This window comes from Alginatibacterium sediminis (genome assembly GCF_003610775.1).
Lineage (GTDB): Bacteria > Pseudomonadota > Gammaproteobacteria > Enterobacterales > Celerinatantimonadaceae > Alginatibacterium > Alginatibacterium sediminis.
The window spans coordinates 108,522-132,515 of sequence record NZ_RAQO01000001.1 but is presented as its reverse complement, the minus strand read 5'-3'; the positions used below and the strand labels follow the sequence as shown (position 1 = coordinate 132,515).

The 23,994-nt window shown below is 43.4% G+C and carries 23 protein-coding genes; 15 read left to right on the top strand and 8 right to left on the bottom strand.

Features of this window, described 5'->3' with window-relative positions; all coding sequences use genetic code 11:
- Nucleotides 1-75: 75 nt before the first annotated feature.
- The 5 genes from def to DBZ36_RS00665 are packed head-to-tail and all read left to right on the top strand — an operon-like array spanning nt 76 to nt 5,746.
- Complete coding sequence (gene def / locus DBZ36_RS00685; protein ID WP_120352998.1) at nt 76-588, top strand: peptide deformylase; 513 nt, start codon at nt 76-78, stop codon at nt 586-588.
- Between the two features lie 7 nt (nt 589-595).
- Nucleotides 596-1,555: a methionyl-tRNA formyltransferase gene (fmt, locus tag DBZ36_RS00680; protein ID WP_120352997.1), complete on the top strand. Its 960-nt coding sequence runs from the start codon at nt 596-598 to the stop codon at nt 1,553-1,555.
- Nucleotides 1,552-2,874 (top strand): 16S rRNA (cytosine(967)-C(5))-methyltransferase RsmB, encoded by a 1,323-nt coding sequence (gene rsmB / locus DBZ36_RS00675; RefSeq protein ID WP_120352996.1) that lies wholly within the window; start codon nt 1,552-1,554, stop codon nt 2,872-2,874. Before fmt ends, rsmB begins: the two co-directional genes overlap by 4 nt.
- 37 nt (nt 2,875-2,911) lie before the next feature.
- On the top strand, nt 2,912-4,288 hold the full coding sequence (gene trkA, locus DBZ36_RS00670) for a Trk system potassium transporter TrkA (RefSeq protein WP_120352995.1): 1,377 nt from the start codon (nt 2,912-2,914) through the stop codon (nt 4,286-4,288).
- A 9-nt stretch (nt 4,289-4,297) separates the two neighbouring features.
- Entirely contained in the window at nt 4,298-5,746 is a 1,449-nt protein-coding gene (locus tag DBZ36_RS00665; RefSeq protein ID WP_120352994.1) for a TrkH family potassium uptake protein, read from the top strand.
- Between the two features lie 255 nt (nt 5,747-6,001).
- Here DBZ36_RS00665 and DBZ36_RS00655 read toward each other — a convergent pair whose 3' ends face one another.
- Complete coding sequence (locus tag DBZ36_RS00655) at nt 6,002-6,388, bottom strand: SirB2 family protein (protein WP_233558064.1); 387 nt, start codon at nt 6,386-6,388, stop codon at nt 6,002-6,004.
- 350 nt (nt 6,389-6,738) lie between these two features.
- On the opposite strand from DBZ36_RS00655, the gene DBZ36_RS00650 reads away from it, so the two are divergent.
- Nucleotides 6,739-6,927 (top strand): hypothetical protein, encoded by a 189-nt coding sequence (locus DBZ36_RS00650; RefSeq protein ID WP_120352992.1) that lies wholly within the window; start codon nt 6,739-6,741, stop codon nt 6,925-6,927.
- A gap of 50 nt (nt 6,928-6,977) precedes the next feature.
- Here DBZ36_RS00650 and DBZ36_RS00645 read toward each other — a convergent pair whose 3' ends face one another.
- From DBZ36_RS00645 to DBZ36_RS00635, 3 genes are read right to left on the bottom strand one after another with little or no spacing between them, the layout of a single operon-like run.
- On the bottom strand, nt 6,978-7,298 hold the full coding sequence (locus DBZ36_RS00645) for a YdbL family protein (RefSeq protein ID WP_120352991.1): 321 nt from the start codon (nt 7,296-7,298) through the stop codon (nt 6,978-6,980).
- A 9-nt stretch (nt 7,299-7,307) separates the two neighbouring features.
- Entirely contained in the window at nt 7,308-7,505 is a 198-nt protein-coding gene (locus DBZ36_RS00640; RefSeq protein ID WP_120352990.1) for a YnbE family lipoprotein, read from the bottom strand.
- A complete protein-coding gene (locus DBZ36_RS00635) occupies nt 7,481-9,181 on the bottom strand; it encodes an intermembrane phospholipid transport protein YdbH family protein (RefSeq protein WP_120352989.1) in 1,701 nt (566 codons plus the stop codon). The genes DBZ36_RS00640 and DBZ36_RS00635 overlap by 25 nt, the downstream gene beginning before the upstream one ends.
- Nucleotides 9,182-9,200: 19 nt before the next feature.
- On the opposite strand from DBZ36_RS00635, the gene DBZ36_RS00630 reads away from it, so the two are divergent.
- The 8 genes from DBZ36_RS00630 to DBZ36_RS00595 all read left to right on the top strand — a co-directional run bounded on the left by DBZ36_RS00630 (nt 9,201) and on the right by DBZ36_RS00595 (nt 16,334).
- Nucleotides 9,201-10,229, top strand: a complete 1,029-nt coding sequence (locus tag DBZ36_RS00630; RefSeq protein WP_199711741.1) for an amidohydrolase family protein — start codon at nt 9,201-9,203, stop codon at nt 10,227-10,229.
- A gap of 32 nt (nt 10,230-10,261) precedes the next feature.
- Nucleotides 10,262-10,645, top strand: a complete 384-nt coding sequence (locus DBZ36_RS00625; RefSeq protein WP_120352988.1) for a DUF2500 family protein — start codon at nt 10,262-10,264, stop codon at nt 10,643-10,645.
- Between the two features lie 104 nt (nt 10,646-10,749).
- Nucleotides 10,750-11,211 carry a DUF2214 family protein gene (locus DBZ36_RS00620; protein ID WP_120352987.1) on the top strand — a complete coding sequence of 154 codons (462 nt, stop codon included), beginning with the start codon at nt 10,750-10,752 and terminating at the stop codon, nt 11,209-11,211.
- Nucleotides 11,212-11,245: 34 nt separating this feature from the next.
- Complete coding sequence (locus DBZ36_RS00615) at nt 11,246-12,319, top strand: alpha/beta fold hydrolase (RefSeq protein WP_120352986.1); 1,074 nt, start codon at nt 11,246-11,248, stop codon at nt 12,317-12,319.
- Between the two features lie 43 nt (nt 12,320-12,362).
- Nucleotides 12,363-13,154 carry a Cof-type HAD-IIB family hydrolase gene (locus tag DBZ36_RS00610; protein WP_120352985.1) on the top strand — a complete coding sequence of 264 codons (792 nt, stop codon included), beginning with the start codon at nt 12,363-12,365 and terminating at the stop codon, nt 13,152-13,154.
- 34 nt (nt 13,155-13,188) lie between these two features.
- Nucleotides 13,189-14,661 carry a hypothetical protein gene (locus DBZ36_RS00605; RefSeq protein WP_120352984.1) on the top strand — a complete coding sequence of 491 codons (1,473 nt, stop codon included), beginning with the start codon at nt 13,189-13,191 and terminating at the stop codon, nt 14,659-14,661.
- An 11-nt stretch (nt 14,662-14,672) separates the two neighbouring features.
- On the top strand, nt 14,673-15,866 hold the full coding sequence (locus tag DBZ36_RS00600) for a BaiN/RdsA family NAD(P)/FAD-dependent oxidoreductase (protein WP_120352983.1): 1,194 nt from the start codon (nt 14,673-14,675) through the stop codon (nt 15,864-15,866).
- A 138-nt stretch (nt 15,867-16,004) separates the two neighbouring features.
- Nucleotides 16,005-16,334: a DUF3316 domain-containing protein gene (locus tag DBZ36_RS00595; RefSeq protein WP_120352982.1), complete on the top strand. Its 330-nt coding sequence runs from the start codon at nt 16,005-16,007 to the stop codon at nt 16,332-16,334.
- A 100-nt stretch (nt 16,335-16,434) separates the two neighbouring features.
- Here the strand turns inward: DBZ36_RS00595 and DBZ36_RS00590 are convergent, their stop codons facing one another.
- The gene (locus DBZ36_RS00590) at nt 16,435-17,391 is read right to left on the bottom strand and encodes a LysR family transcriptional regulator (RefSeq protein WP_120352981.1); all 957 of its coding nucleotides are present in this window, start codon (nt 17,389-17,391) and stop codon (nt 16,435-16,437) included.
- Nucleotides 17,392-17,512: 121 nt separating this feature from the next.
- On the opposite strand from DBZ36_RS00590, the gene DBZ36_RS00585 reads away from it, so the two are divergent.
- Nucleotides 17,513-18,580 (top strand): DUF1254 domain-containing protein, encoded by a 1,068-nt coding sequence (locus DBZ36_RS00585; RefSeq protein WP_120352980.1) that lies wholly within the window; start codon nt 17,513-17,515, stop codon nt 18,578-18,580.
- 135 nt (nt 18,581-18,715) lie between these two features.
- On the opposite strand, the gene DBZ36_RS00580 is transcribed toward DBZ36_RS00585, so the two are convergent.
- From DBZ36_RS00580 to DBZ36_RS00570, 3 genes are all read right to left on the bottom strand, one after another.
- Nucleotides 18,716-20,368, bottom strand: coding sequence for a sensor domain-containing diguanylate cyclase (locus DBZ36_RS00580; RefSeq protein ID WP_120352979.1), 1,653 nt, complete (start codon nt 20,366-20,368; stop codon nt 18,716-18,718).
- A gap of 269 nt (nt 20,369-20,637) precedes the next feature.
- The gene (locus DBZ36_RS00575; protein WP_120352978.1) at nt 20,638-23,448 is read right to left on the bottom strand and encodes a heavy metal translocating P-type ATPase; all 2,811 of its coding nucleotides are present in this window, start codon (nt 23,446-23,448) and stop codon (nt 20,638-20,640) included.
- On the bottom strand, nt 23,449-23,874 hold the full coding sequence (locus DBZ36_RS00570; RefSeq protein ID WP_120352977.1) for a MerR family transcriptional regulator: 426 nt from the start codon (nt 23,872-23,874) through the stop codon (nt 23,449-23,451).
- Nucleotides 23,875-23,994: the final 120 nt, after the last annotated feature.

Genomic DNA, 23,994 nt, shown 5'->3' with positions numbered 1-23,994 from the left:
GTAAAACTGTCAATTAGCTTCAGAAATGACTAGAATTACCGCTAATCTAAAGCAAAATATGAATTGAATAAAGTCATGCCAGCCATGGAAGTATTGCGTTTCCCAGATGAACGCCTAAGAACCGTAGCAAAAAATGTTACAAAATTTGATGATGAACTACACAGTATAATCGAAAACATGTTTGAAACCATGTATTCCGAAGAAGGTGTAGGCCTTGCTGCTACCCAAGTTAATTTTCATTATCGTCTTGTTGTAATCGATGTTTCAGAACAACGTGATGAACGTATCGTTTTGATTAATCCAGAAATTATAGAGAAAGACGGCAGTATGCTCAACGAGGAAGGTTGTTTATCTGTCCCTGAGTATCGAGCTCAGGTCGAGCGCGCTGAAACTTTAAAAGTTAAAGCTTTAAATGCACAAGGTGAAGCTTTTGAGTTGGAAGCGGATGGCCTATTGGCTATTTGTATTCAGCACGAGCTTGATCACCTTGTAGGTAAGCTTTTTATTGATTACCTGTCACCGTTAAAACGCCAACGTGTTCGCAGCAAACTTGAAAAGATGGCTCGTAGAGAAGCACAAGAAGGTTAGCCTTAATTTGAAACCCTTACGTATTGTATTTGCTGGTACGCCAGATTTTGCGGCTAAGCATTTATTAGCTCTGATCGAAAGTAAGCATGAAGTTGTCGCTGTATATAGCCCGCCGGACAAGCCCGCTGGGCGTGGGAAAAAACTGCAATCTAGCGCGGTTAAACTGCTCGCACAAAGCCATAACTTACCCATTTATCAGCCTCAAAACTTTAAGAACGCTGACGACATTTCCCATTTATCAGCTTTAAATGCTGATGTAATGGTGGTTGTGGCTTATGGTCTTCTGCTGCCTAAAGCGGTGCTTGATACACCTCGCTTGGGTTGCATCAATGTGCATGGATCCATTTTGCCTCGTTGGCGCGGCGCCGCTCCTATTCAACGCGCAATTTGGGCTGGAGATAGCGAAACGGGTGTGACTATCATGCAAATGGATGAGGGTCTTGATACCGGAGACATGCTATTGATACAACGTTGTGCTATTAGTAACGATGAAACCAGCGCCAGCTTGTACGAAAAACTAGCTCTAGCGGGTCCAAGTGCCTTGGTCGATGCAATGAATCAACTAAGCGCTGGTCAATTGGAGGCAGTGGTACAAGACGATAGCTTATCTAATTACGCTAAAAAATTGAGCAAAGCTGAGGCTAAGGTTGATTGGAGTGATTCAGCGCAACACATTGAGCGCTGTATACGAGCCTTTAACCCTTGGCCAATGAGCTATTTTGAACATCAAAATCAGGCCATTAAACTCTGGCGTGGAAAAACCCTAAGTAATGATTCAAATGCTAAGCCCGGAACGATTGTTAAAGCCGACAAGCAAGGTATTGAAATCAAATGTGGTGACGGATCGTTGTTGATTGAGAGCCTGCAATTGCCTGGGAAAAAAGCAATGTCAGCGCAAGATGTTCTGAATTCTCGTAGAGAAATGTTTGCCGTAGGTAGCACTCTCAATATTGGTGAATCGCAATGAGCAATGCTGATCGACCAGGCAAAACGTTAGCTGTTCGTGCCGCTGCAGCTCAAATTTTGTTCCAGGTTGTTGATCAAGGGCAATCCCTAAGTCAGATGTTAGCTCGCTATCAAGCTCGAGTTGAAATGCGCGAGTTCGCGTTGCTGCAAGAGCTCTGTTATGGGGTGCTTCGCTGGTTACCTCGCTTTGAGCACTGCATACAAGAACGCATGGAAAAGCCACTTAAAGGCAAGATTCGCTGCCTACACTTCCTATTAATGGTTGGGCTTTATCAACTCTACTTTATGCGGATCCCAGCCCACGCCGCCGTTTCAGAAACGGTACAAGCGTGTCATAGCTTGGGTTATGCCAATCTTAAAAAGCTGCTAAATGGCGTACTGCGTTCAATTGAACGTGAATACCCAGACCTAGAGTTTGAATCGGGCCCGCAAGCGTTGATTGATTGTCATCCTTCTTGGATACGCAAACGTCTACAAGCGACTTATCCGGATACTTGGAAGAACATTGTTGATGCAAATAATCAACGAGCTCCAATGTGGCTGCGAGTTAATTCAAACAAATCATCTGTTGCTGATTATAAAAAACAACTCACCGAGCTTGAAATTGATAGCTATACCCACCCCTTTGCAATTGATGCACTGCGTCTTGAAAAGCCGTGTGGTGTAGGTAGTTTGCCTGAATTTGAACTCGGTGTAAGCTCAGTTCAAGACGCTGCGGCTCAGTTTGCTGCTCATATTCTAGATGCGCAAGCCGGAGATGCTGTACTCGATGCCTGCGCCGCACCTGGTGGTAAAACCTGCCATATTATGGAGCGACAAGGGCAACTTAAATCAATGCTTGCTATTGATGTTGATGCTCAGCGCCTAGAGCGGGTGCAACAAAATTTAGACCGCATTGGTTTAGATGCTAAATTGATGGCCGTTGATGCGGCTAGCGCAGACGCTTTTAGCGATATGTGTTTTGATCGGATCTTGCTTGATGCCCCCTGCAGTGCAACGGGTGTTATTCGTCGTCATCCTGATATTAAATGGTTGCGTCGCGAGTCTGATATTGCTGCGTTAGTAGCGCTTCAGGCAAAAATTCTAGATAACTTGTGGCATTTTTTACGTCCTGGCGGAACATTGGTATATGCAACCTGTTCGATATTGCCGGATGAAAACAGTCAGCAAGTCGAAGCGTTTTTAGCGCGTCAAAGCGATGCGAGCCTAGAGGCCATTGAATACCAAAGTGATCCAAGCTCTATCGGTTGGCAATTGCTACCTGGAGTTGAGCATAGCGACGGATTTTATTACGCAAAACTAGTCAAAGCAAAAGCTTAGTGGGTAACTTAGTGATGCTTAAACAACGCGAGACGGTATGAAAATTATTATTCTTGGTGCTGGTCAAGTTGGCGGCACTTTAGCCGAAAACTTGGCTGGAGAAAAGTCAGATATTACTGTTGTTGATCAAGATTCCGCTCGGTTAAGTGAATTGCAGGACAAGTTTGATATCCAAGTGGTTGCTGGACATGCAACTCATCCCAATGTTTTGCGTGAAGCCGGCGCTGAAGATGCCGATATGCTAGTGGCGGTCACTAATAGTGACGAAACCAATATGTTGGCCTGCCAAGTTGCATATACATTGTTTAATACGCCCAATAAAGTTGCACGGATCCGCTCGGAAGAGCTACTCGGTGAGAAAGACACCTTGTTTTGTAATAAAGCTATCCCTGTTGATCATCTAATTGCCCCTGAGCAGTTAGTGACCCAGTACATTAGCCGTTTGATCGATTATCCGGGTGCACTGCAGGTGATGGAATTTGCCCATGGCTTAGTAAGCTTAGTAGCAATTAAAGCCTACTATGGCGGACCTCTGGTCGGTAATGCTTTGTCAGTATTGCGCCAGCACATGCCTAATATTGAAACCCGAGTTGCTGCCATTTTTCGCCAAGGTCGTGCGATCCGCCCGCAAGGAACCACGGTTATTGAAGCTGATGACGAAGTCTTCTTTGTTGCTGCTACAGCGCATATCCGTGAAGTTATGAGCGAACTGCAACGCTTAGAAAAACCGTATCGCCGCTTAATGATTGTTGGGGGCGGTAATATTGGAGCAGCGCTAGCTAAGCAGCTAGAAAGCAGTTATAGCGTCAAGTTGATCGAGCATCGACAAGAACGCGCCGAAGCTCTCGCTGAAAAACTAAATAATACCATCGTATTTTGCGGTGATGCATCTGATCAAGAGCTGCTTCATGAAGAAAATATTGAACAAGTTGATGTGTTTATTGCGGTAACTAACGATGATGAAGTAAATATCATGTCTGCCATGCTCGCAAAGCGTATGGGGGCAACAAAGGTCATGGTGCTTATCCAGCGTGGTGCTTATGTTGATTTGGTTCAAAGTGGCCCAATTGATATTGCTATTTCACCACAACAAGCAACAATATCAGCACTTTTGACCCATGTCCGTCGCGCCGATATTGTTAACGTCTATTCACTGCGTCGTGGCGCAGCAGAAGCCATTGAAGCGATTGCGCATGGCGACCAAAACTCCTCGAAGGTTGTTGGTAAAACCATTGGCGAGCTTAAATTGCCGGCCGGTGCCACTATTGGAGCGATTGTTCGACAAGATCAGGTACATATTGCCCACGACAATACCGTTATCGAACAAGACGACCACGTAGTGATGTTCTTGATGGACAAAAAACATATTCCAGAAATAGAGCGCCTTTTTCAACCTAGCCCTTTCTTTTTGTAGGAAAAACCAATGCTCAACCTAAAGCCAATAGCATTTAGTACCGGTTTGGTATTAAGTAAATTGGCAGTGGTGATGTTGGTGCCGCTGATAAGCGGCCTGCTTAATGATGAATCCAGCTATATTTATTTCGTATATACCATTGTAGTGACCCAAAGTGTTGGGGTACTGCTAATTCAATATGGGCGAAATGCGTCATTTCGCCTCTCAGTACGAGATGTGTTCTTACTAACCTGCGTGGTTTGGTTAGCTGCTAGTGTCTTCGCATCGCTACCATTCATATTCATTGAACACATCAGTTTTGCCAATGCGTTTTTTGAAACCATGTCAGGCCTCACCACCACGGGCTCAACTGTTTTATCAAACTTGGATAGCCATCCAAGTACCGTATTGCTTTGGCGCTCGTGCTTGCAATGGATTGGCGGCATAGGTTTTATTGTTCTTGGAGTCGCCATTTTGCCGTTTTTGAATGTCGGTGGAATGCGGTTATTTCAGTCCGAGTCTTCGGACTGGTCGGACAAAAGTGCTCCTCGTATGAAGCAAGTTGCAACAAACATGCTAGCTGTATATGTGGGACTAAGCATTGCATGCGCGGTGGCGTATCGATTTAGCGGTATGAGTAACTTTGAAGCGATTAATCATGCGATGACGACTCTTTCCACTGGTGGGTTTTCTACCTCTGACCAATCCATGTCGCATTTTTCATCGGCAAGTCACTGGGTAGCCAGTTTGTTTATGTTACTTGGCGGTTTACCCTTTTTGTTGTTCATTCGGGCATTTAGTCATCGTGATTTAAAAGTGCTTTTTCATGATCAACAAATACGCGGTTTTATTAAGCTTGTTCTCGTTACTAGTTTGAGCATCTGTTTATGGCTTTATGTACAGCACCGCTTCGAGTTTTGGGATGCCTTGCGTATTGCAATATTTAATGTGCTCAGCATTGTAACGACCACTGGTTTTGGGTTGGGGAGTTTTGACCATTGGACCTTCTTTAGCACCGTTGTATTTGCCTTCTTGATGGTGGTTGGTGCGTGTTCGGGATCGACGTCCGGCGGCTATAAGATTTTCAGATTTCAACTCGCCATTGCGTTGTTTATCCGCCAGCTTAAGCAACTGATCCATCCGGCAGCCGTTTATCCAATTCGTTACAATGGGCGCAAAGTTAATGACCAGCATATTCGCTCACTGGTCGCATTTAGTTTTGGTTTTGTGCTGAGCATTGTGGTGATTGCTTGTTTGCTGTCGTTGTTAGGCTCAGACCCTGTGACTGCAATTTCGGGAGCGATTACTGCTGTGGCTAATGTTGGCCCAGGTTTTGGCCACGTCATTGGACCCGATTCAAACTTTGCGAGTCTAAGCGACGCTTCAAAGTTGGTGCTCTCGATGGGTATGCTTATGGGCCGCTTAGAAATATTAACCGTGATGGTTCTATTTATTCCTGCGTTTTGGCGTTATAGCTGATTAGAGGCGGGAAAATTTAAGTGCGATGCGTGTGGTACAAGCGCAAAGCGTTGCAATTGAGCCATTTCCACAGACAAATATACAAGATATATAACACTACAATGGCAAACTTGTGGGCGTTTACTCCTTCGTCAAATTGGTACATAGGTGTTTGAATAAACGCACTATATACCCAAGCAATAACCCAAAACCCATACAAAACTGATAGGTTCCAAAGGCTTGTCAAAATAGGGCGAAACAACGCCCAAATTAGATTCATGCCAGCCATCCCCAGGCATTGTGTGTTATTGCAATCTTATAGATTTGGCTGAACGAAGCAATGGCGGCGATCCCACAGATAAACTTCCCAAGTTTAGTAGGGGCTCGTTTTAAGGCAAAAACCCCAAAACCAATATAAATGACCAACCATAGCAGTTTGGCACTTAACCAGTGGTTATAAAACGGCGCTTGATTGAGAACCCAACACAAATAAATAGCCGCGCACAGTAAAAAAGAATCGATGATATGCGGTAGTACTTTTATCCAGCGCTTTTGCAACCAGCTTGAACCTTGCAGGGCCAGAGCCCAACGAAAGATAAAACCGGCAATACTCAGTAGCGCCAGAGTCATGTGTAGATGTTTTATCGGTAAGTAGAAAGACATAACCATGCTTTGTAAATGACAATGCTGCATAAAGTGCCGTAAATTAGCGTTTGCTTCAAGACAAATCTAATACCAATCACAGTAATTTATTGATCACTATTGTTTGACTAAAACACCAATCTTGTCGTCATAACTCTTGTCATTAGAAGTCTAATAACCGCGAGTTCTTCCTAAAGCTAAGCGTTTTAGTACAACAAGTAAAAGACCAAAAATATAATGGGATTGGTATAAGTTCACCGAAGATTAGACATTGGTATGGTCTGACCGTCTAATGTGAGATTGATCACCCATATGATCATGGATTGTGTGCCAAAGTGATGGGTAACGTATAAAAAGCTGAGGGGCTAGCAATGGACAAGGAACAAATACATGGGCTAGGTGCGCAGCGTGGCCTCAATGAGATGATGCCCGCCATCGATATGCTGATGTGTCATGCGGGTAAATCGTTTAGTGAAGCCTGCGTAGAGCTTGGCTTAGATCCGCAGCAAGTGCAGAGCCAATTACATCACTCTGAAGGGTTTTCTCAACAGCACCTTTAATTAGTAATTTTCATAAGGGCTTGTTGTACAACAAGCCCTTATAGTATTAATCACTTCTTAATCCAATCCCCAGCAGCATTTTGTATATACTCACCACTGTCACTGCGCTCTATCGCCTTTTTACCGGCTAAAACAGAGACTTGATCAATACTTAAGCCGTTTTGCTGAGCTATTTTCTGATACTGAGCTAGGCGTTTGGTATTTATATCAGTGACCAGGCTACCGACTTCTTTGGAATGACTCACAATCCCTAATAAGCCATTAGTTTGTTCGCCGATCCAGCCATTTTGCTTCGCTTCATCAAGGCTTAAAGCATGAGCTTGAAGGCTAAGTGCCAGAAGTAAAAAAGCTAAAATTTTATTAAAATGCATCATTGCCTCCTAAAACAGTCCGCTGTCGTCACTGAAGATATCATCAAGCTGTTTATCAACTCGAACTCGAATTTCGTGATCTATTTTCACGTTGAGATTAACGGTTATTGGTTTGTCTACTGCAACTTCAACGCGAGGTGCACAGGCAACGCTTGCCAAAGCCAGTAGGCTTGCAATTATTCCTAATTTGAATAGCGATCGATCCATTCTTGAAGTTTTCCTGATAGTTCATCGCCAATTCGCAAACTGCGCATCAGCTGATAGATGTTTTCTTGGTGAGTATAGTTCAAGTCAATACGCCGCGGTGTCACGCTTTGGTTAAATCCTTGAATACGCGCTGCAAAACTCATTTCACCTTCTGTACTTAAACTAACATCTGCGTGCAGCTGTTCAAAGCTAAAATCTTCAAGCAAACTTAAGGAAAAATCCAAACTTTGATGTTGAGTCTTCATCTCTAGTACGCTGGGATGGCTTAAACGCACATAACCACGTGCTGGATCGAGCCTTACATGTCCATCGTGTATGCTCAGGCCTTGTTGGCTAAGTTCCAGTGGAAGTTGACCCCGCAGTGTACCCTGAGCCGCTAAGGACAAATCAGGATACAATTGAGTGAGCTGACTCATCTCTAAGTTACGAAAACTAAGAGAAGCTTGACTCGGAAGTGGAAGATGTAAGCTAGGAATACTAAATATGCCTTGTAAGACTTCAAACTTTAAGGCTTGCACACGTAAAGCGCTGATATCATCAATGGGGCGTGCTAGAGCTTGCCACCATTGGGCGTGAATATCTGTAACGGGTACACCAATATCAAGCTGATGAAGTTTTAGTTGTCCTTGATGAGTCCACAAACCTTGAGAGTTTTGTGTTGCTTTAGATTCAATGTTTAAGCCATCAATACTGATGTCGTCCCAAAGCGCATGTCCATCGGATAACGCAAGCTTGAGTTCAGGCAGATGAAGTCCTTGACTCTGCCATGATCCATTGATGGCAGCATTTAACAGTTGCAGCGCTTTAGGGAACTCTAAATTAGGTATGTAATTCAACCATAGCGGATTGTAGTTTGCTTTTAGAGTGCCCGTAGTTTTAAGTGTGTTGATGTGTCCCATAGTCGGCCAATGCCAAGTTCCTTGAGCACTGAGTTGCAGTTCTGGGGCAGAGGCGGACCAAGTTCCTTGCTCTTTTATAGAGATGCTAAAAACCGGCAGTAACCATTGTTGAAAATTAAAATCTGTTTTACTCTCAAGTTTAATAAGACTATTTTCCCAGTGTTTGATACTAAGGTTGATGGACTGAGAAGGTTTTCTTAAACGGGTTTGCGCCTTGAGCGATAATTGAGGCCATAGTGACCCCTGAAGCGCAATGCTGCTTAGTTCGTCAGCAAGGCTGAAGCCAAAGGACTTTAGAAAGCCCTCGTCTACACGAAGCTTGTTGATTGACAATTGCTGCGCGTCTATAAGGGCTTCAAGCTCTAAACCTTGTTTGCTATTAAGTTTTAAATCGAAGTGCCCGGCATCATGGCTTAGATACAGTTTTGTGTGATAACTGCGCGTAGCATCAACGATGCTTAGGTTTTCAATGCTAAGATTAAAGTCTGGAAGCTGACTACCGAGGTTTTGGATCTGATTCAGCGAGCTTTGAATTAAAGCTTTTAGGGTTTCTCGGTTTAAGGGCTGATTGCTGGTTGAATTTTGCAAACATTGTGTATCGAGATTGAGATTTGTAATGTGGATTTGTAGACTTGTTGCTAACTGAGTAGTTATGCCATCTATTTGCAGCTCAGGGCAATCAGCCCATTCAAAGTTCTCTAATGAGAATACATTCTGAGCATTAAGCGTGGGTGTTGAAACAAGGCACAGTATCCAGAGTAGAACTCTGGCCCACATTTTATACGGAGACCTTGGCGTGAATCCTTTAATTCGATATTCCTGCTTTCTTTTTATCGCTTGGTTTGGATTAAACCTTGCTAGTGTTCAGGCCCAAGCCCGAAGTTATCAATATACCGATGCTCACCTTCACTATGTGAATTTTTTCCAAGAAAGTGAAGGGATCCAAGCGCTAATAAAGGCCATGGATAAAAACAATGTGAGCAGCGCGATGTTGACAGGACTTGGTCCGATAAAAAAATGGGACCAAAAGTCACCACGAAAACCCAAATACTATATGGCTGATGATGGCGCTGTATATTGGTATAGCGCAACCGACGTTATTGTAGCACGGGCAGTTCTATCTCTACCAAAGTCACAGCAGCAACGGTTTCACCCCTTTATTACTGGCTTCAACCCTAGTGATTTAAATGCAGTGAACCATGTAGAGCTTATGCTAGAGCTTTACCCTGGGCTTTGGCAAGGTATTGGGGAAGTAATAACACGGCATGATGATTTAACCGCGTTAACTTACGGCGAGACTGCAACGGCTGACCATGAAGCATTGCGAGCCGTGTTTGATTTAGCCGCAAAGCATCGAATGCCAGTAAATATACACAGCAATCTCACCAGTTCGCGTATCCATGAACCTCAGTACCTGTCCGAGATGGAGCGAGCATTACAACGTCATCCCCAAACGATATTTATTTGGGCACATGCTGGAACATCAGCTGCGGTTAATCGAGGCGTTATTTTGGATGATTTGGATAAGCTGCTTGCTCGCTTGTTAAATCAGTACCCTAATTTGTATATTGATCTGTCTTGGAGCGTATTGGATGACTATATTTTGGATAGCAAAGGGCGGCCCAAGAACGAGTGGCTTAAACTGATAAACGCATACCCTCATCGCTTCGTTTTGGGATCTGATTTAGTTGGAAACTTCAGCAATATTGGCAAAGAGCTGCGTACGTTTAATACTTTACTGGACGCGCTTTCAAGTGAGGTAGCTAACCAGCTTGCTCACACTAACTTTTTACGTTTGCTTCCAGCGGCACAAACACCGAAGTGATGCCTAAGCGTAACTAATAATAAGGATACAAGATGCCTGGATGGTTTATTGGACTCGCGGTTATTTTCGTTGCTTTTGGCTTGGTTCATGCTCGACGAAAACAGAAGCAGCGCCAGTGGGACGCCAATCAAGAACTTCGAATCGTGGAAGCAGTGTTAAGTAACAAACAGTGTTATGGGCAATCTAAACGCGACAATGTAGAACATTTATTCTCTAAGGACTCCAGGCAAGGTGCTGGTCCATTTTATTTGTTTTTTTCGCCAGCTGAAGGTGGTGAAACGCGAAAATTCGAAGTTAATGAACAGCAGTATCAATCTATAGATGAAGGAGTACAAGGCCAGCTTCATCTACAAGGCAGTCGACTAATTTTGTTCACTAATCCCGAATTAGAGATTGAGTTTAATTCACCGCTCTAGATGTGTGGCTATTGGCTTTGTCGGAAAGTTCTGGTAGCTTGCGTCAACTTAATTTGCAAAGGCTATCACTGACGTGATTCTTAGACCATGGAGATCGGCAATACATGAGCATAGCTGCGGCAATTAACGAGGGCTTACACGTTACGGCAATCGTGTCGTTATCGGGTTCTTTGTATGCGCAATTTTTTCTATTTGGTAGTGGCTTAAGTGAAACCGACGTGCGGCGCTTACTCACTTCAGCCAGTGTGCATGCCTTTTCCCTACTTCTGATTGCCAGTTCAGGGATGCTCCGCTTGTACGTCTTTGAACCCGAAATGCTGAGATTACTCGAAAGCAGTGTGTTTATGCTTAAGTTGCAGATTTTCATAGTTTTTGTACTGTGTTCGCTGTACCCAGCCTTTACTTTCTATCGTTGGCGAAAAGAGCTAAAACAGGGCCAACCGTCGATGATAAGCTATCGACAACATACTGCCGTACTATGGTGCATCCGATTTGAACTCGCTGCGTTGATGTTAATTCCAATGTTGGCGGCTTTTGCACGTGTTGGATTCGGTATTTCCAGTTAAACTATAGATTCATTTTTTCGCAAGGGTAAACAACATGCGTCCATGGATCGGAAATAGCCTTATTGCTTTAGTGTTTAGTATTGGAGTTCCTATGCTTGGTTTAGCCTCAAATTCTCAGCAATACTCCAGTGAACAACAATTCGAACACCAGTTATTAAAAATTGATGAGTTTTGGAAGCAACACGCTAGAGCCGATAGCTTTGTTGGGCAACAAGAGCTCAACATCCATTTCGTTGTAATCTCCCATCCTGAGCAAGCTGATAGTGCCATTGTTGTTTCTCCCGGACGTACTGAAAGCTATTTAAAATACACCGAACTTGCTTACGATTTATTTATGCAAGGCTTTGACGTTTTTATTATCGATCATCGCGGTCAAGGTCTTTCGGATAGAGAAACAGCTTATCGACAATACGGTGATGTGGCTGATTTTCAGTACTATGTTGACGATTTCTCACAGCTCATTGAAACCCAAGTAAGCCCTTTAAACTACACTAATACATTTTTACTTGGTCATAGTTTAGGGGGGGCAATAAGTACCCGTTACATGCAACAAAATCCAGATACTTTCGATGCAGCAGTTTTGAGCGCTCCAATGTATGGTATCGACTTTGGAAACTTACCTAAATGGTTGGTCTCTGGATTAAGCAGTGTGATGAGCATTTGGGATAGTTGGTTTGAAAGTCAGACCGGATATGCCTTTGGTCAAGCTGATTATCAGCGAGCAGCCTTCGAAGATAATCAATTGTCTCACAGCAAAGTGAGATACGAATATTCTAAAGATATTTACGATCAACAGCCTTTACTGCAAATTGGTGGGCCTAGTAACCGTTGGTTAAAGAATTGTATTGCTGCCATGGGGACTATTTATGATCAAGTACAACAACAAAAAACGCCGTTACTGCTTATGCAAGCGCAGCTAGATACAGTCGTTGATAATGCGGCACAAGACCGATTTTGCCAAAGCGTTGTGGACGCTGGTACTGCTTGTGAAGGTGGAAAAGCCACAGTAATTGAAGGCGCATGGCATGAACTGTATTTTGAAACCGATCCAATTCGTTCTCAAGTTTTAGATTTAACATTTGAATTCTATGCTAAGCACAGGAAGTAGCTCGGCTTTACTATGACTGGATGCATAAACTTAAGGTCAAATTATGTATAAACTGATTGCTTCCGATCTCGATGGCACTTTACTTAACCCGCAACATCGGATCTCCGAAGCTACAAGAGAAGTGGTTGAACGTTGCCGTGAACAAGGTGACAAATTTGTAATTGCCACCGGTCGCCACTACTTGGATGTCAAAGAAATCGCTAAAAACTTTAGCTTTCCAATGTACTTAATTACTTCTAATGGCGCTCAAGCACATAATAAAGATGGTGAAATACTCTATTCCTCTAACTTAGATCAAGCGCAAGTCAGTCAGTTACTAGAGTTGTCTAAGCCTTTTAAATCACACCGTAATCTCTACACTGATGACGCCTGGTTTGTTGAAGAAGTCGATAGTCGCTTGGAGACTTTTCATACCGAATCTGGCTTTGCATACCAGCTCACATCGTTTGATACATTTGAACACTCAAATGTGCTTAAACTCTTTTTTGTTGGTGATCATGACGAACTGATGAATATTGAAGCGGCTGCAAAAGCTGTATTCGGAGAAAGTCTCAACATTGCATTTTCTTTGCCGCACTGTTTAGAAGTGATGAATGTTAGTGCAAATAAAGGAATAGCATTAAGTAAAGTTGTTGAATCTAAAGGCTTATCTTTGCAAGATTGTATTGCCTTTGGTGATGGTTTTAACGACAAAGAAATGCTGGAAGTTGCGGGTAAGGGGATTGTTATGGAAAACGCCCACTATAAACTCAAAGAAGCCTTACCCTATTTAGAGCGCACTAAAAGTAACACTGAAGATGGTGTTGCTTGGTATCTAAACCAGCACCAATTCTGATGCTTATATGTCTTAAATTACAAGGAACGTTTTGATGAAATTACTTTTATCCTTGCTTGTTGTCGCGACAAGCTTACTAAGTGCGTGTACTAGTGAGCCTAAAAGTGACAATTCTCCAGACGATTCAATGCCAAATGTTGCAGCTATAGAAAGTGCAGTGCTGAATTTGTTTGGGCAGCTCAACTATGAGCAAGGGAAATGGTATTTCCGTAGTTGCAGTACTAGGCAAGACAATGCGCTCGAATTCCAATTATTACTGAGTGAAAAAGACCAGAAAGTTCTGCAAAATTTCGAAGCGCGACCAGCTTTTGTCAAATTAAAAGGGCAGTTTTCAGTCCTCGAAGATAAAGCAGTTATACAACCTAATTATTGGCACTTTATTTCCAATGAAGTGGATACTTGCCGTCATAATAATCAGCAAATTGTTGCGTTTGGAAATGAGCCTGCATGGAACGTTGAGGTTAATGCTAGTGAGCTTAAGTACAGTAGCATCAGTAGAAGTCGTAACCTTGAGGTGCTTGAACAGAAGACTGCACAAGGAGTTACCAGCTGGAAGCTAACTGAAGGCAATAGCTTTACCATTTCGCCAGGTGCTTGTTATGACACAATGGCTGGCAGTTTCTTTGCACACCGCGCTGAGCTTAAGCTGGATTTAGATACCTTTAGTGGTTGCGGAAGTTTGCCAATCAATGCTGTTGGGAAACAATGGCAAGGGGTTTATCAGAGTTTTCCCGGTGATGAATTAGATTGGCATCAACTTCGATTAAATGATGACTGGAGTATGTCCTGGGAGCTGCAAAGCAGAGCAAATAATGAGGCATATCGTGCACAAGGCTTTTGGTATGTGGTGTCGGTAGATGATATTGATTTGGTACTACTCAATTCTGACGGGAGTATCGATAAGCGTCTCAGAATGCGTTGGGATGGCCAACAGCTTAGCCCTCTTGAGGACCTAAGCCTTGGTTTAGCCGTACTACCGTGGCAACAAACGCTGATGCGGGTAGACCAACCTAGCTCAAGACCAAACAGCAGCGGCGAGATAAATTTACCAGTATTGTCAGCGCAAACGCTGGTAGCTAGCAATCAATACGATCCGCAAGTTGAGCAAGCACTGCAACGCTATTTCAAATTACATCGGACAAGGCCTCGTGGCGAACGTTACCTATGGTGGAAGTTCGATCTTAATGGTGACGGCCGTCAAGAAATTCTGACTTATTTAAATTGGTGCAATAAAGCAAGTTGTGAGCTTCTTATCTTCGAGCCTGTAGCAGGTAAAACGCATCAATTTTTAGCTAAAATTTTACAAATGCCAATGAGCTTTGAGCTAGCGCAAAGTAGTAGCCGGGGTTGGTATGACATTATCGCCGCCCAAAAATTGCTGCAATTTGATGGTTTAAGTTACCCTGTTTCAGCGCAATTATCTTCGGCGAATATGGCTGTTCAATCTAGTGGCGTGCAATTTACAATGCCAAGCTCTGGATTTAAAAATGCGGCCCGTTTGCGCTAACGCGAGTTACTATGTCCACACCTAAAGATTATGACGTCATTATTATCGGCGCAGGCGCAGCTGGGCTAATGTGCGCTGCGACCGCAGCCTATCGTAGTCGACGCGTGTTACTGCTTGACCATGCTAAACGAGCAGGGCGAAAAATACTTATTAGTGGCGGTGGACGATGTAACTTCACCAATCAGCAGGTTGCACCACAGAATTTTGTTTGCTCAAACCCCCATTTTGTAAAGTCAGCGCTTGCTCGCTATCCATCTCAGAACTTCATTGAGCTGGTGGAACGTCACGGTATCGAATACCACGAGCGTGAGCATGGGCAATTGTTTTGTAATGACAGCGCTAAAGAGATTGTTGAGATGCTACTCACCGAGTGTGAGTGGGCTGGCGTACAAGTACGACTACGCGAAGAAATACAAAGTGTTAGACAAATTGATGAACAAGGGTTTGAACTGAACTTAGTGAGTGGAAAACTCAGTTGTGATTCACTGGTTATTGCCACTGGTGGATTGTCGATGCCCAAACTTGGCGCAACTCCATTTGGCTACAAACTTGCAGAGCAATTTGGACTTAAAGTCCTCGATACCTGCGCCGGCTTGGTACCTTTCACTTGGCACGCAGATCAAAAACAGCGTTTTGAAGAACTGTCAGGCATCGCAGTGGATGCCAATGTTAAGGCTCAGCATGGCCCGGCATTCAAAGAAGCATTGTTATTCACTCACCGAGGTCTCTCTGGGCCCGCAGCCCTGCAGGCGAGCAGTTATTGGACACCTGGTGAAACCATTGAGATCGATTTACTTCCCGATAGCGATGTTGCGCAATTACTAATAAACGCAAGAGAAGCGAGCCCTAAACAAAGCTTAAAACGTGCCTTGTCACAACTGCTACCCAAACGCTTAGTCGAAGCATTGTTTGACGAACAACTCAGTAGTAAATCCCTTAATCAGCTTGAACATGCCGAATTGGATGCAATTGAAGCACAACTTAAACATTGGCAGTTGTTGCTTAATGGTACAGAAGGCTACCGCACTGCCGAAGTGACTATGGGCGGTGTGGACACCGATGAACTAAGCTCAAAGACCATGGAAAGTAAAAAAGCCCCAGGTTTGTACTTTGTGGGTGAAGTTATGGATGTTAGCGGTTGGTTGGGCGGCTTTAATTTCCAGTGGGCCTGGGCTTCAGGTGTGGCGTGTGGTTTGGATTGTTAGTTGTGTTGGTATTAGTGAGGAATACTATTAATATAATTATTTACAGAGTATTTACTCTAACTTACCTTGCGTGACGGACACTTTACGTTTAATTCATTAATCTAATGTTACTTCCCAAGCAAAAAAAAAGGTAACAATATGAAAAAGTTAATCGTTATAGCAGCAACAATACTCCTTTCGGGCAGCGCCTTAGCTACAACTGTCAACGCCAGCAAAGCGGTATTAACACAAGGCTACACTAGCCAAGCGCAAGCATATGAAGCTGGTTTCGATGTTATCGACCAATATCAAGAATTATCCGCAGTTGAGTTGAGTAAAGCGCTTAACATGAACATGCTGGGGGTTGATCAGTACTCCTTTGAGTATGCCGGCGCAGAAGTAAAAATTGAAGAATTTGCCCAGGTTCGTGATGAGCTACAATATCGTGCGGTAGTGGATGTGAACTACCAATATGATAATGACAATTAGTCCGAGAACCTATCGCTAGATTCTTAAATAGTAATAGGCGAAGACAGTCCTAGTCTTCGCCTTCTGTTGCGTAAGCCAGCTCTAAAATGCAGTGAGAGTCTCAATTTCGCGGATGCGAAATAAGGTCTTTTAAAGTGCTTTTGATTAAGGCTCCAAACCATTGGTGGGCTTGGCTATCAGCGCTGCGCTTGTGTTCAATTAAGTAGATAGGAGTAATCAGTTCTTCTATGTCGCCTAATCGTAAAACTGGCCGGATGCTTTGTTTGAATCGAGGCAAATTGGCCAAGTGATGCGACGATACCAAAATTGAATTACTGTCTTGCATCACCTCTACTAAACTACTGAGCTGGCCGCTTCGATAAGCAATATCCCGATGTAAACCACGCTGATTCAAATACAGGTCTATTGGATTTTGTATCCCTTCATTTGATCGAATATCTAAACTTAGATCAACAAAGCGAAAGTTGAGGCAGTCTTCAATACATGGATTCTTGATGCTCAACAAAGGATGATCAGTTGATCCATAAAATACCGGGAACGTTTCACCTATTATATGAGTAGGGAATTCTTTTAGATTATTTGGCATTTGTACATGAATGGTGAAATCAACAATACGTTCACTCAGCTGGCGAGTGGGATCTTTGGCTGTCGGGTATTCAACTAAACTTGCCTGTGGAGCTTGGTTCATCAATTGTTTGGCTAAGGGGACCGAAAGCAGTTGGCTCATTAATGGGGGCAGTGATAGTAAAAAAGTAGTGTCACAGTGCTCGGGTTTAAACGAAATTTGCGTGACTAGCTGTTGCATAGATTGCAGCAATACGTCTAAAGGGGCTTCTAAGCTCAGCGTTTTTTGCGTTGGAATAAGGCCATTGGACTCGCGGTAGAAAAGTGGATCGTTAAATAAATCGCGCAATCTAGCCAGAGTGCGGCTCATGGCCGGTTGTGAGATATATAAAATTTGGGCCGCTCTGGAGACGTTCTTTTCTTTAATCAAAACACTTAAGGACACCAATAAGTTGAGATCCATCCGCGATAGCTGCTGCTCTATTGTGCGCATGTGATATGTCCTAAGTGAATATCAGATATAAGAATAAGAGATTAGGTTAAATATCACATCTTGTCTATATTAGTTACAAGTTTACTTGAACCGGCACACTTGGTGTCACTGGGAGCAAATAATGAACAAGCTTAGTATTTTTTCAAAGTCTTTGGTTGCGATGTCTATTATGACTATCACTGGTGTTAATGCTGCACCTGCAGATTCACTGGATGAGTTCTTTGTGCCTGGTGCAACGATAGTGACAGCGGAAACTTACCCAACGCTAGAGACTTCGCATCAACTGTTGAAAAACCAAGATATTAGTGGCGTAAACAAGTTTCAGCATAAAAGACAGCTAACCCCAACAGACGAACAACCAGTGGTGCGAATGAACCGCGACACGTATTACTCCTTAGCTGTCGTGGATGTTTCAAAAGGTGCTAGCGTGACTATCCCGCAAATGCCAGAGGGCAAGTACGTATCTGTGCAGCCGGTTACTGAAGATCACCGAATTCAACCAATGTTTTACGGGGCCGGAACATTTGACTTAGAAACACACATTGGAACGCACTTGTATTTGGTTGTTCGTTTGGACTCGACTCTTTCAGAAGCTGAAGCCGCTGAGATTCAAAATCAAATGACCATTAACGCTAATAGCAGCCAACTATTTAGTGCCCAACCGGTTGATGAACAATCGTTTAGAGCTGTCGAAGATGAATTGAAAGCTAAAATGCTGGAAATCACTGAGCGTGATGGTGCTCAAGCTTTAACTGGTATGTTTACCGCACCTAATGATGATTCAAATAAGCTGTTCACCCAAGAAAAGTATGAAGTGGGGGCTGCTGTTGGTTGGGGCGGAGCGCAAGAGATTGACAATATTTACGAATTGTCAGGTGAGTTTCCAGCTGATACTTGTTACCAAGCCAATTTTGATGATCCAAACAACCAAGCGTTTTGGTCAATTACGGTCTATGACAAAGCCGGCTTTATGTTCAATGATTTGGCAAACTTAAGCTCAAACAAAATAGACCCTAATGCTGATGGCACCTATACCGTGAGCTTTGGTTGTGGTGATGACGCTTTAAACAATATTGAGACTCAAAACGACACCGGTGTTTTCACATTGGGAATACGTCACTATCAGCCTAGTGATAAAGTTCGCCTTGAGAGTTATCGAGTACTACCAAGCGTAGTTCAAGTGAAGTAAATGGGATTGCTCTAGATTCAGTAACTTGGGTCAAGAGCGGCAATCACATGCACACATCCGTATCCCAAATTAGCGATACGGATGTTTTTGGTTTTGCTTGTCAGTGTTTTAATCTTTAAACCGAAACAATGGGAATTAGCTCACAACAGTTCGATTTCTTCCGCAGGATTTAGCTTCATACAGGGCCTTATCTGCACGATGGAACCATTGTGGGAATGATTCACCGCTTAATAAGGTAGCCATTCCGGCGCTAAACGTTAAGCTGTCGACTGGGTCGAAATTTAGCGTTAGCATATTGCTTCGGATATGCTCTATTTGCTGAAAAACTAAATCTGAATTTGCTTCTGGAACCAAAATAACAAACTCCTCTCCACCCCACCGACAAATAGTATTTTCTTTACGTGTTGCTTGGGTTAATTCCTTTGCTATACGACACAAAACGTCGTCACCGACAGAGTGCCCAAATTGGTCATTAATCTTTTTGAAATGATCGATATCTAAAACGACAAGAGTGACAGGCAGATTGTGTCGTCTAGCGCGAGAGACTTCTTTTTCAACTAAGGTGGTAAAGGCTCGACGATTGTAAAGTCCGGTGAGCGAGTCTTTCGATGCAAGCTGTTCAAGTTGGTCATTTTGCTTACTGAGCATTATATTTCTTGATGTGACTTCTGCAGTTCGTTGTTCAACAAGTTTTTCTAAGTGATTGGTGTGTAAGTTTATTTTACCTATAGTCTCAGAAAACACTCGAGAAAGCTGTCCTATCTCATCGTCAGTATCAATGATGCCCAGCGTACGATGCCTGTTATCAACACCGGCCTTTACTTCTTCGGTAAGCTTGATAATGGGCTGCGTTATTCTATTTGATAAACGGGAGATTAATAGTAGGAACACTAACACTAGAACAACTGTAATGATTAGAATATCGTACAACATTGAATAGATATCTTGGAAAATTTCAGACTCATTTGTAGTTACGAATAATGTCCAACCGGGCAAGTTTTCTATTTTGGAAAAGGTGACGATCTTGGTTTGGTTTATGTTGGTATCCTGATATTGGCCAAAACCGCTATTTTGAGTTTTCGTTTGCTCAAATATTTTATAGAAACCTGGAAATCCTAAGTCTTCAGCTACTTCGAGATTGACACTCATCACAGCATTTTTGTTCGGGTGAGAGACAATTACGCCATTAGCATCCGCTAGCCAAGCGAAGCTGCCTTTTGTAAGTTTTATCGATGACAGTTTACTAGATATCACACCTAGTGGAACGGCAGCGGCAATCGTCCCTATCCAATTTTTATCAAGATTACGAATCGGCACCACCACCATGATGACTGGAGCATCTTCAAATGCACTCATAATTGGGACGGTAATATTGAACTCTTTGTTCAACCATTGATCACCTTTCAAGAACAATGGATGGGTTACCTTGGTCGAGCCTCCTTTTGCATCGATTAAGTTCAGATCACTATCGACATAGACGGCGTTGATAAAGTCACCATCGCTGATGTCAACTAGCCTAATTAGATGCTGCACGATGTTCGATGGGCTTTCGTCTTTTAGTTGAGGGGCGCCGCTTAACATTTTAAGCATGGTGATGTATTTCGATATTTCTTGGTTAAGAATTTTGGCGTGTGTTATCGATATTTCAGTGGATTTCTCTAGCTCTATTTCTAGCAAACGGTCCCGTTCGCTAACATATACGGTTAATAAAAGCGTAGCTGTGAACACAATCATCACAACTGAGAATAAAACTACAACTTTGGCCTTAATATTTCGAAACTTGTTCAATCACTCACCTAAGTATTGCTGATGATTTGGCTATTGTGATGTTTCGGTCCAAGTCGTTTAAAGATTGGCATTTCCTTTAGCCTCTTAGTTATTAATGAGCATACTAAATTGTATGACAATAGAAGTATGTACTCATTAACCACTATATTAAGTGTAGTCAGAAATCATTATTGAAGAATGATTATGGCTTAGGTTTCATCCAGAACCACCAGATAATTAGAACAATCAATGCTAAGCCGAGTAAATTTATAATCATCTCTACCATACTCCTATCGTTTGGAACTAGGTTTAAACCAACGTAGCCGATTGGCGTTGGTAACAACGGTAAATGATGACAAGGACATAGCCGCGCCAGCGACGATAGGACTTAGTAACCAACCGGTAATTGGGAATAGTAATCCAGCTGCAATCGGAATACCCAAAGCGTTGTAAATAAATGCTCCCCACAGATTTTGCTTAATGTTGCTTAAGGTGGCTTTGCTCATTTCGATCACATCCACGATGCCATTGAGCGAGCTTGAGAGTAAGGTTATATCGGCGCTTTCTATAGCGACATCGGTGCCGCTACCAATAGCAAAGCTAACATCTGCTTGAGCCAACGCTGGTGCATCATTGATACCATCACCGGCCATTCCCACAACAAAGCCTTGTTGCTGAAAAGCGCGCACTTGTTCTAGCTTTTGTTCAGGTAAGAGATTGGCGAAGACCTGATCAAGGTTTGTTTGGCTTGCGACACTCATCGCAGTTGCGTGGTTATCTCCGGTTAGCATAACCACTTTAATACCTTGCGATTGTAGTGACCCGATTGCTTGCACCGCATGCTCTCGAATTGGGTCTTTAATCCCAAACACAGCGCTAAGCTTGCCATCAATGGCAAGATAGACAAGTGTTTGAGCGTCGTTCTCCCAGCTTTTTCTCATCGTTTTGAAGCTATCAATGTCTACATTAGCTTCTTGCATTAAACGCTGATTTCCAATGAGCAAGGCTTGGTTTTGGTAGCGTGCTCGAACGCCGCGTCCTACAAGTACTTCAAAGCCGGTAAGTTCTGGTAAGTCCTGAACTGAGTTTTGCGCTTGGCAATACTCAATGAGTGCAGTAGCCAAAGGATGATTAGAACCTTGTTCTAAAGCTTGAATTAAGTCGAATAGATCTGAGCTGCTAGTGATTTGAACGTTCGGTTCCAAAATCTGGCAATTAACCACACTTGGGCGACCTTGAGTAATGGTACCGGTTTTATCTAATACGATAAGCGTAATTTCGCTGGCCTTTTGCAAGGCTTCACCGTTTCGAATGAGCCCACCAAATTCAGCTGCTTTGCCAACCCCAATCATTGTGGAAATGGGCGTAGCCAGACCTAGAGCGCAAGGACAGGCTATGATTAATACTGATGTAGCCGCTACCACCATATGAATTCCAATAGGCTCAACGCCAAAATTGTACCAAGCTAAGGCGGTGAGCACGGCAATGATCATCACGCTGGGAACAAAAATCGCGGAAATTTTATCTGCCAGTTTGCTGATTGGAGGTTTCGAATTTTGAGCTTTGGTAACCAAGGCGATGATATTGGCTAACACTGTATCTTTGCCCACCTTACTGGCTTTAAAAATAACACTACCTGAGCCATTTATAGTTCCGGCGTAAACTGAATCACCTACTGCCTTGCTGACTGGTATTGCTTCACCACTTAGCATGGATTCATCAACGCTGCTCAAGCCCTGCGTCACCACACCATCAACTGCAAATTTTTCTCCAGCGCGAACCCGTATTAAGTCGTCGCTTTGAACATCTTCGATCGGGACTTCAATATCCCCATTGGGTTTTACAAGTACAGCTGTTTTAGCGCCCAAATCGAGTAAACGGCGCACCGCTTGTGATGTTTTCCCTCTGGCTTTTAGCTCTAGCGCTTGTCCAAAATTGATCAGTCCAACAATCATTACGCTGGCTTCAAAATAGAGGTGGCGAGCATTCATTGGAACCCATTCAGGAGCAAGGATTACAAACATGGAGTACAACCAAGCACTTCCGGTGCCAAGCGCAATCAGAGTATCCATGTTGGCGTTGCGGAGAAAGAATGCCTTGCGGGCTCCGGTAAAAAAATGTCCCCCAGCACGATATAGTGTATATAAACAAAGTAAGCCCATGGCAAACCATAAAGCGCGCTCGAAAGGCGTTTCCACTAGCATTGGTCCACCCGCAAGACCATAGGCCATTAATGGAATACCAAGTCCTAAGCCCGCCCAGCTATGCTTTAACTTTTGTTGGTACTCTTGCGCTTCACGTTGGCTTTGCTGTGCGAACGCTTGTTGTTCATCTTGAATAAGTTCGGCTGAGTAGCCTGCTGCTTCGATAGACTTTATGAGCTGCTCAACATTAGCCTGCCCAATAATAGAAGCACTGCGATTAGCGAAGTTAATTGAAACATGATTGACCTTAGCTGTTTGATAGAGTGCGCTTTCAATGCTTGCGACACAGGCGGCGCAAGTCACACCGCTTAAAGCGAGGCGAATTGGAGTTTGGTTTTGCTCAGCTGTAGTTTGCGGGTTAGATATAGGACTAGTCAGGGCGACATCAGGTTGGGTAGGCCCAGGTAGCTTCTCGCTTGAAGTCACAGACTTGTTTTCAGACGCAATCAGATTTGCTTCAAAGCCACTGTTCTCGATGTTAGCAATAATGGCTGCAGTACTTAGAGAACTGTGTACAAGGGCCCGATCTCTAGTGTCATTGACAGCTACCTCTAATCCTTGGTCAAGCTCGAGTAATGATTGCGTAAGCTTTGCTTCGCATTTCCCACAACTTAAACCTGCAAGCTTAAATTCTCGTGCTTCTAATATTGTCTTGGCCTTTGGTGTTGAATTCGGTTGGTTTTCATTGTTGATTAGTGTTGCAGTAAAACCAATAGCCTCGATGGCCTTGATGGCTTGCTCGGCCATCATAGTTGTTTCTATCTTAGCGAAGTCTTTACTGGGACTGATTTCCAAATGAAGATCGGCATCAAGAGCTAACAGTGCTTGTTTCACTTTTTCGACACAACTTCCGCAATTTAGTCCGCTGAGTTCAAACTTATAACTTTGGGGTTTCATCTAGTCTTCCTCTTGAGCGTCTGGCTCCGACCACTGCTCTATTAAGCGACAAATCGAATGCCCATCGGGGGTGCTTTCGGCTTGATTGCTCCAGCTCTGTAAGGTGTTTTGCATGCTTACTAAATGGCGCTGCAGCTCTGCTATCTGTTGTTGGGTTTCCGGTATCTTCAATGATAAGAGCTCTTTAACGCGATAGCAGGGAGAGTTTGCTTGGTTTTCGTATTCAAGAATTTCAGTGATTTCCTTCAAACTAAAACCTATTTGACGAGCTTTTCGAATAAATCGCAGCCGTGTTAGCGCTTGGTATCCATACTCACGATAACCGTTGCTGGTATTGCGAGAAGCTACCAGCAAGCCACTGCGGGTATAGTATCTAACCGTCTCTGGACTAACCTGCGCTTGTTGTGCGAGTTCTGAAGTACGCATTTGACCACCTTAATAAGACGAACGACTTTTATTATCAAATAATCACAAAAGTATCGTTTAAGCGCTAGGCTAAATATAAATGAGCATAACACTATGAATTGAAGCCGGCAGATCTCTAGT

Bases quoted from the DNA above. Each gene is read 5' to 3' on its own strand.
- def (WP_120352998.1), top strand. From the start codon at position 76: ATGCCAGCCATGGAAGTATTGCGTTTCCCAGATGAACGCCTAAGAACC.
- rsmB (WP_120352996.1), top strand. From the start codon at position 1,552: ATGAGCAATGCTGATCGACCAGGCAAAACGTTAGCTGTTCGTGCCGCT.
- trkA (WP_120352995.1), top strand. From the start codon at position 2,912: ATGAAAATTATTATTCTTGGTGCTGGTCAAGTTGGCGGCACTTTAGCC.
- DBZ36_RS00665 (WP_120352994.1), top strand. From the start codon at position 4,298: ATGCTCAACCTAAAGCCAATAGCATTTAGTACCGGTTTGGTATTAAGT.
- DBZ36_RS00655 (WP_233558064.1), bottom strand. From the start codon at position 6,388: ATGTCTTTCTACTTACCGATAAAACATCTACACATGACTCTGGCGCTA.
- DBZ36_RS00650 (WP_120352992.1), top strand. From the start codon at position 6,739: ATGGACAAGGAACAAATACATGGGCTAGGTGCGCAGCGTGGCCTCAAT.
- DBZ36_RS00645 (WP_120352991.1), bottom strand. From the start codon at position 7,298: ATGCATTTTAATAAAATTTTAGCTTTTTTACTTCTGGCACTTAGCCTT.
- DBZ36_RS00640 (WP_120352990.1), bottom strand. From the start codon at position 7,505: ATGGATCGATCGCTATTCAAATTAGGAATAATTGCAAGCCTACTGGCT.
- DBZ36_RS00635 (WP_120352989.1), bottom strand. From the start codon at position 9,181: ATGTGGGCCAGAGTTCTACTCTGGATACTGTGCCTTGTTTCAACACCC.
- DBZ36_RS00625 (WP_120352988.1), top strand. From the start codon at position 10,262: ATGCCTGGATGGTTTATTGGACTCGCGGTTATTTTCGTTGCTTTTGGC.
- DBZ36_RS00620 (WP_120352987.1), top strand. From the start codon at position 10,750: ATGAGCATAGCTGCGGCAATTAACGAGGGCTTACACGTTACGGCAATC.
- DBZ36_RS00615 (WP_120352986.1), top strand. From the start codon at position 11,246: ATGCGTCCATGGATCGGAAATAGCCTTATTGCTTTAGTGTTTAGTATT.
- DBZ36_RS00610 (WP_120352985.1), top strand. From the start codon at position 12,363: ATGTATAAACTGATTGCTTCCGATCTCGATGGCACTTTACTTAACCCG.
- DBZ36_RS00605 (WP_120352984.1), top strand. From the start codon at position 13,189: ATGAAATTACTTTTATCCTTGCTTGTTGTCGCGACAAGCTTACTAAGT.
- DBZ36_RS00600 (WP_120352983.1), top strand. From the start codon at position 14,673: ATGTCCACACCTAAAGATTATGACGTCATTATTATCGGCGCAGGCGCA.
- DBZ36_RS00595 (WP_120352982.1), top strand. From the start codon at position 16,005: ATGAAAAAGTTAATCGTTATAGCAGCAACAATACTCCTTTCGGGCAGC.
- DBZ36_RS00590 (WP_120352981.1), bottom strand. From the start codon at position 17,391: ATGCGCACAATAGAGCAGCAGCTATCGCGGATGGATCTCAACTTATTG.
- DBZ36_RS00585 (WP_120352980.1), top strand. From the start codon at position 17,513: ATGAACAAGCTTAGTATTTTTTCAAAGTCTTTGGTTGCGATGTCTATT.
- DBZ36_RS00575 (WP_120352978.1), bottom strand. From the start codon at position 23,448: ATGAAACCCCAAAGTTATAAGTTTGAACTCAGCGGACTAAATTGCGGA.
- DBZ36_RS00570 (WP_120352977.1), bottom strand. From the start codon at position 23,874: ATGCGTACTTCAGAACTCGCACAACAAGCGCAGGTTAGTCCAGAGACG.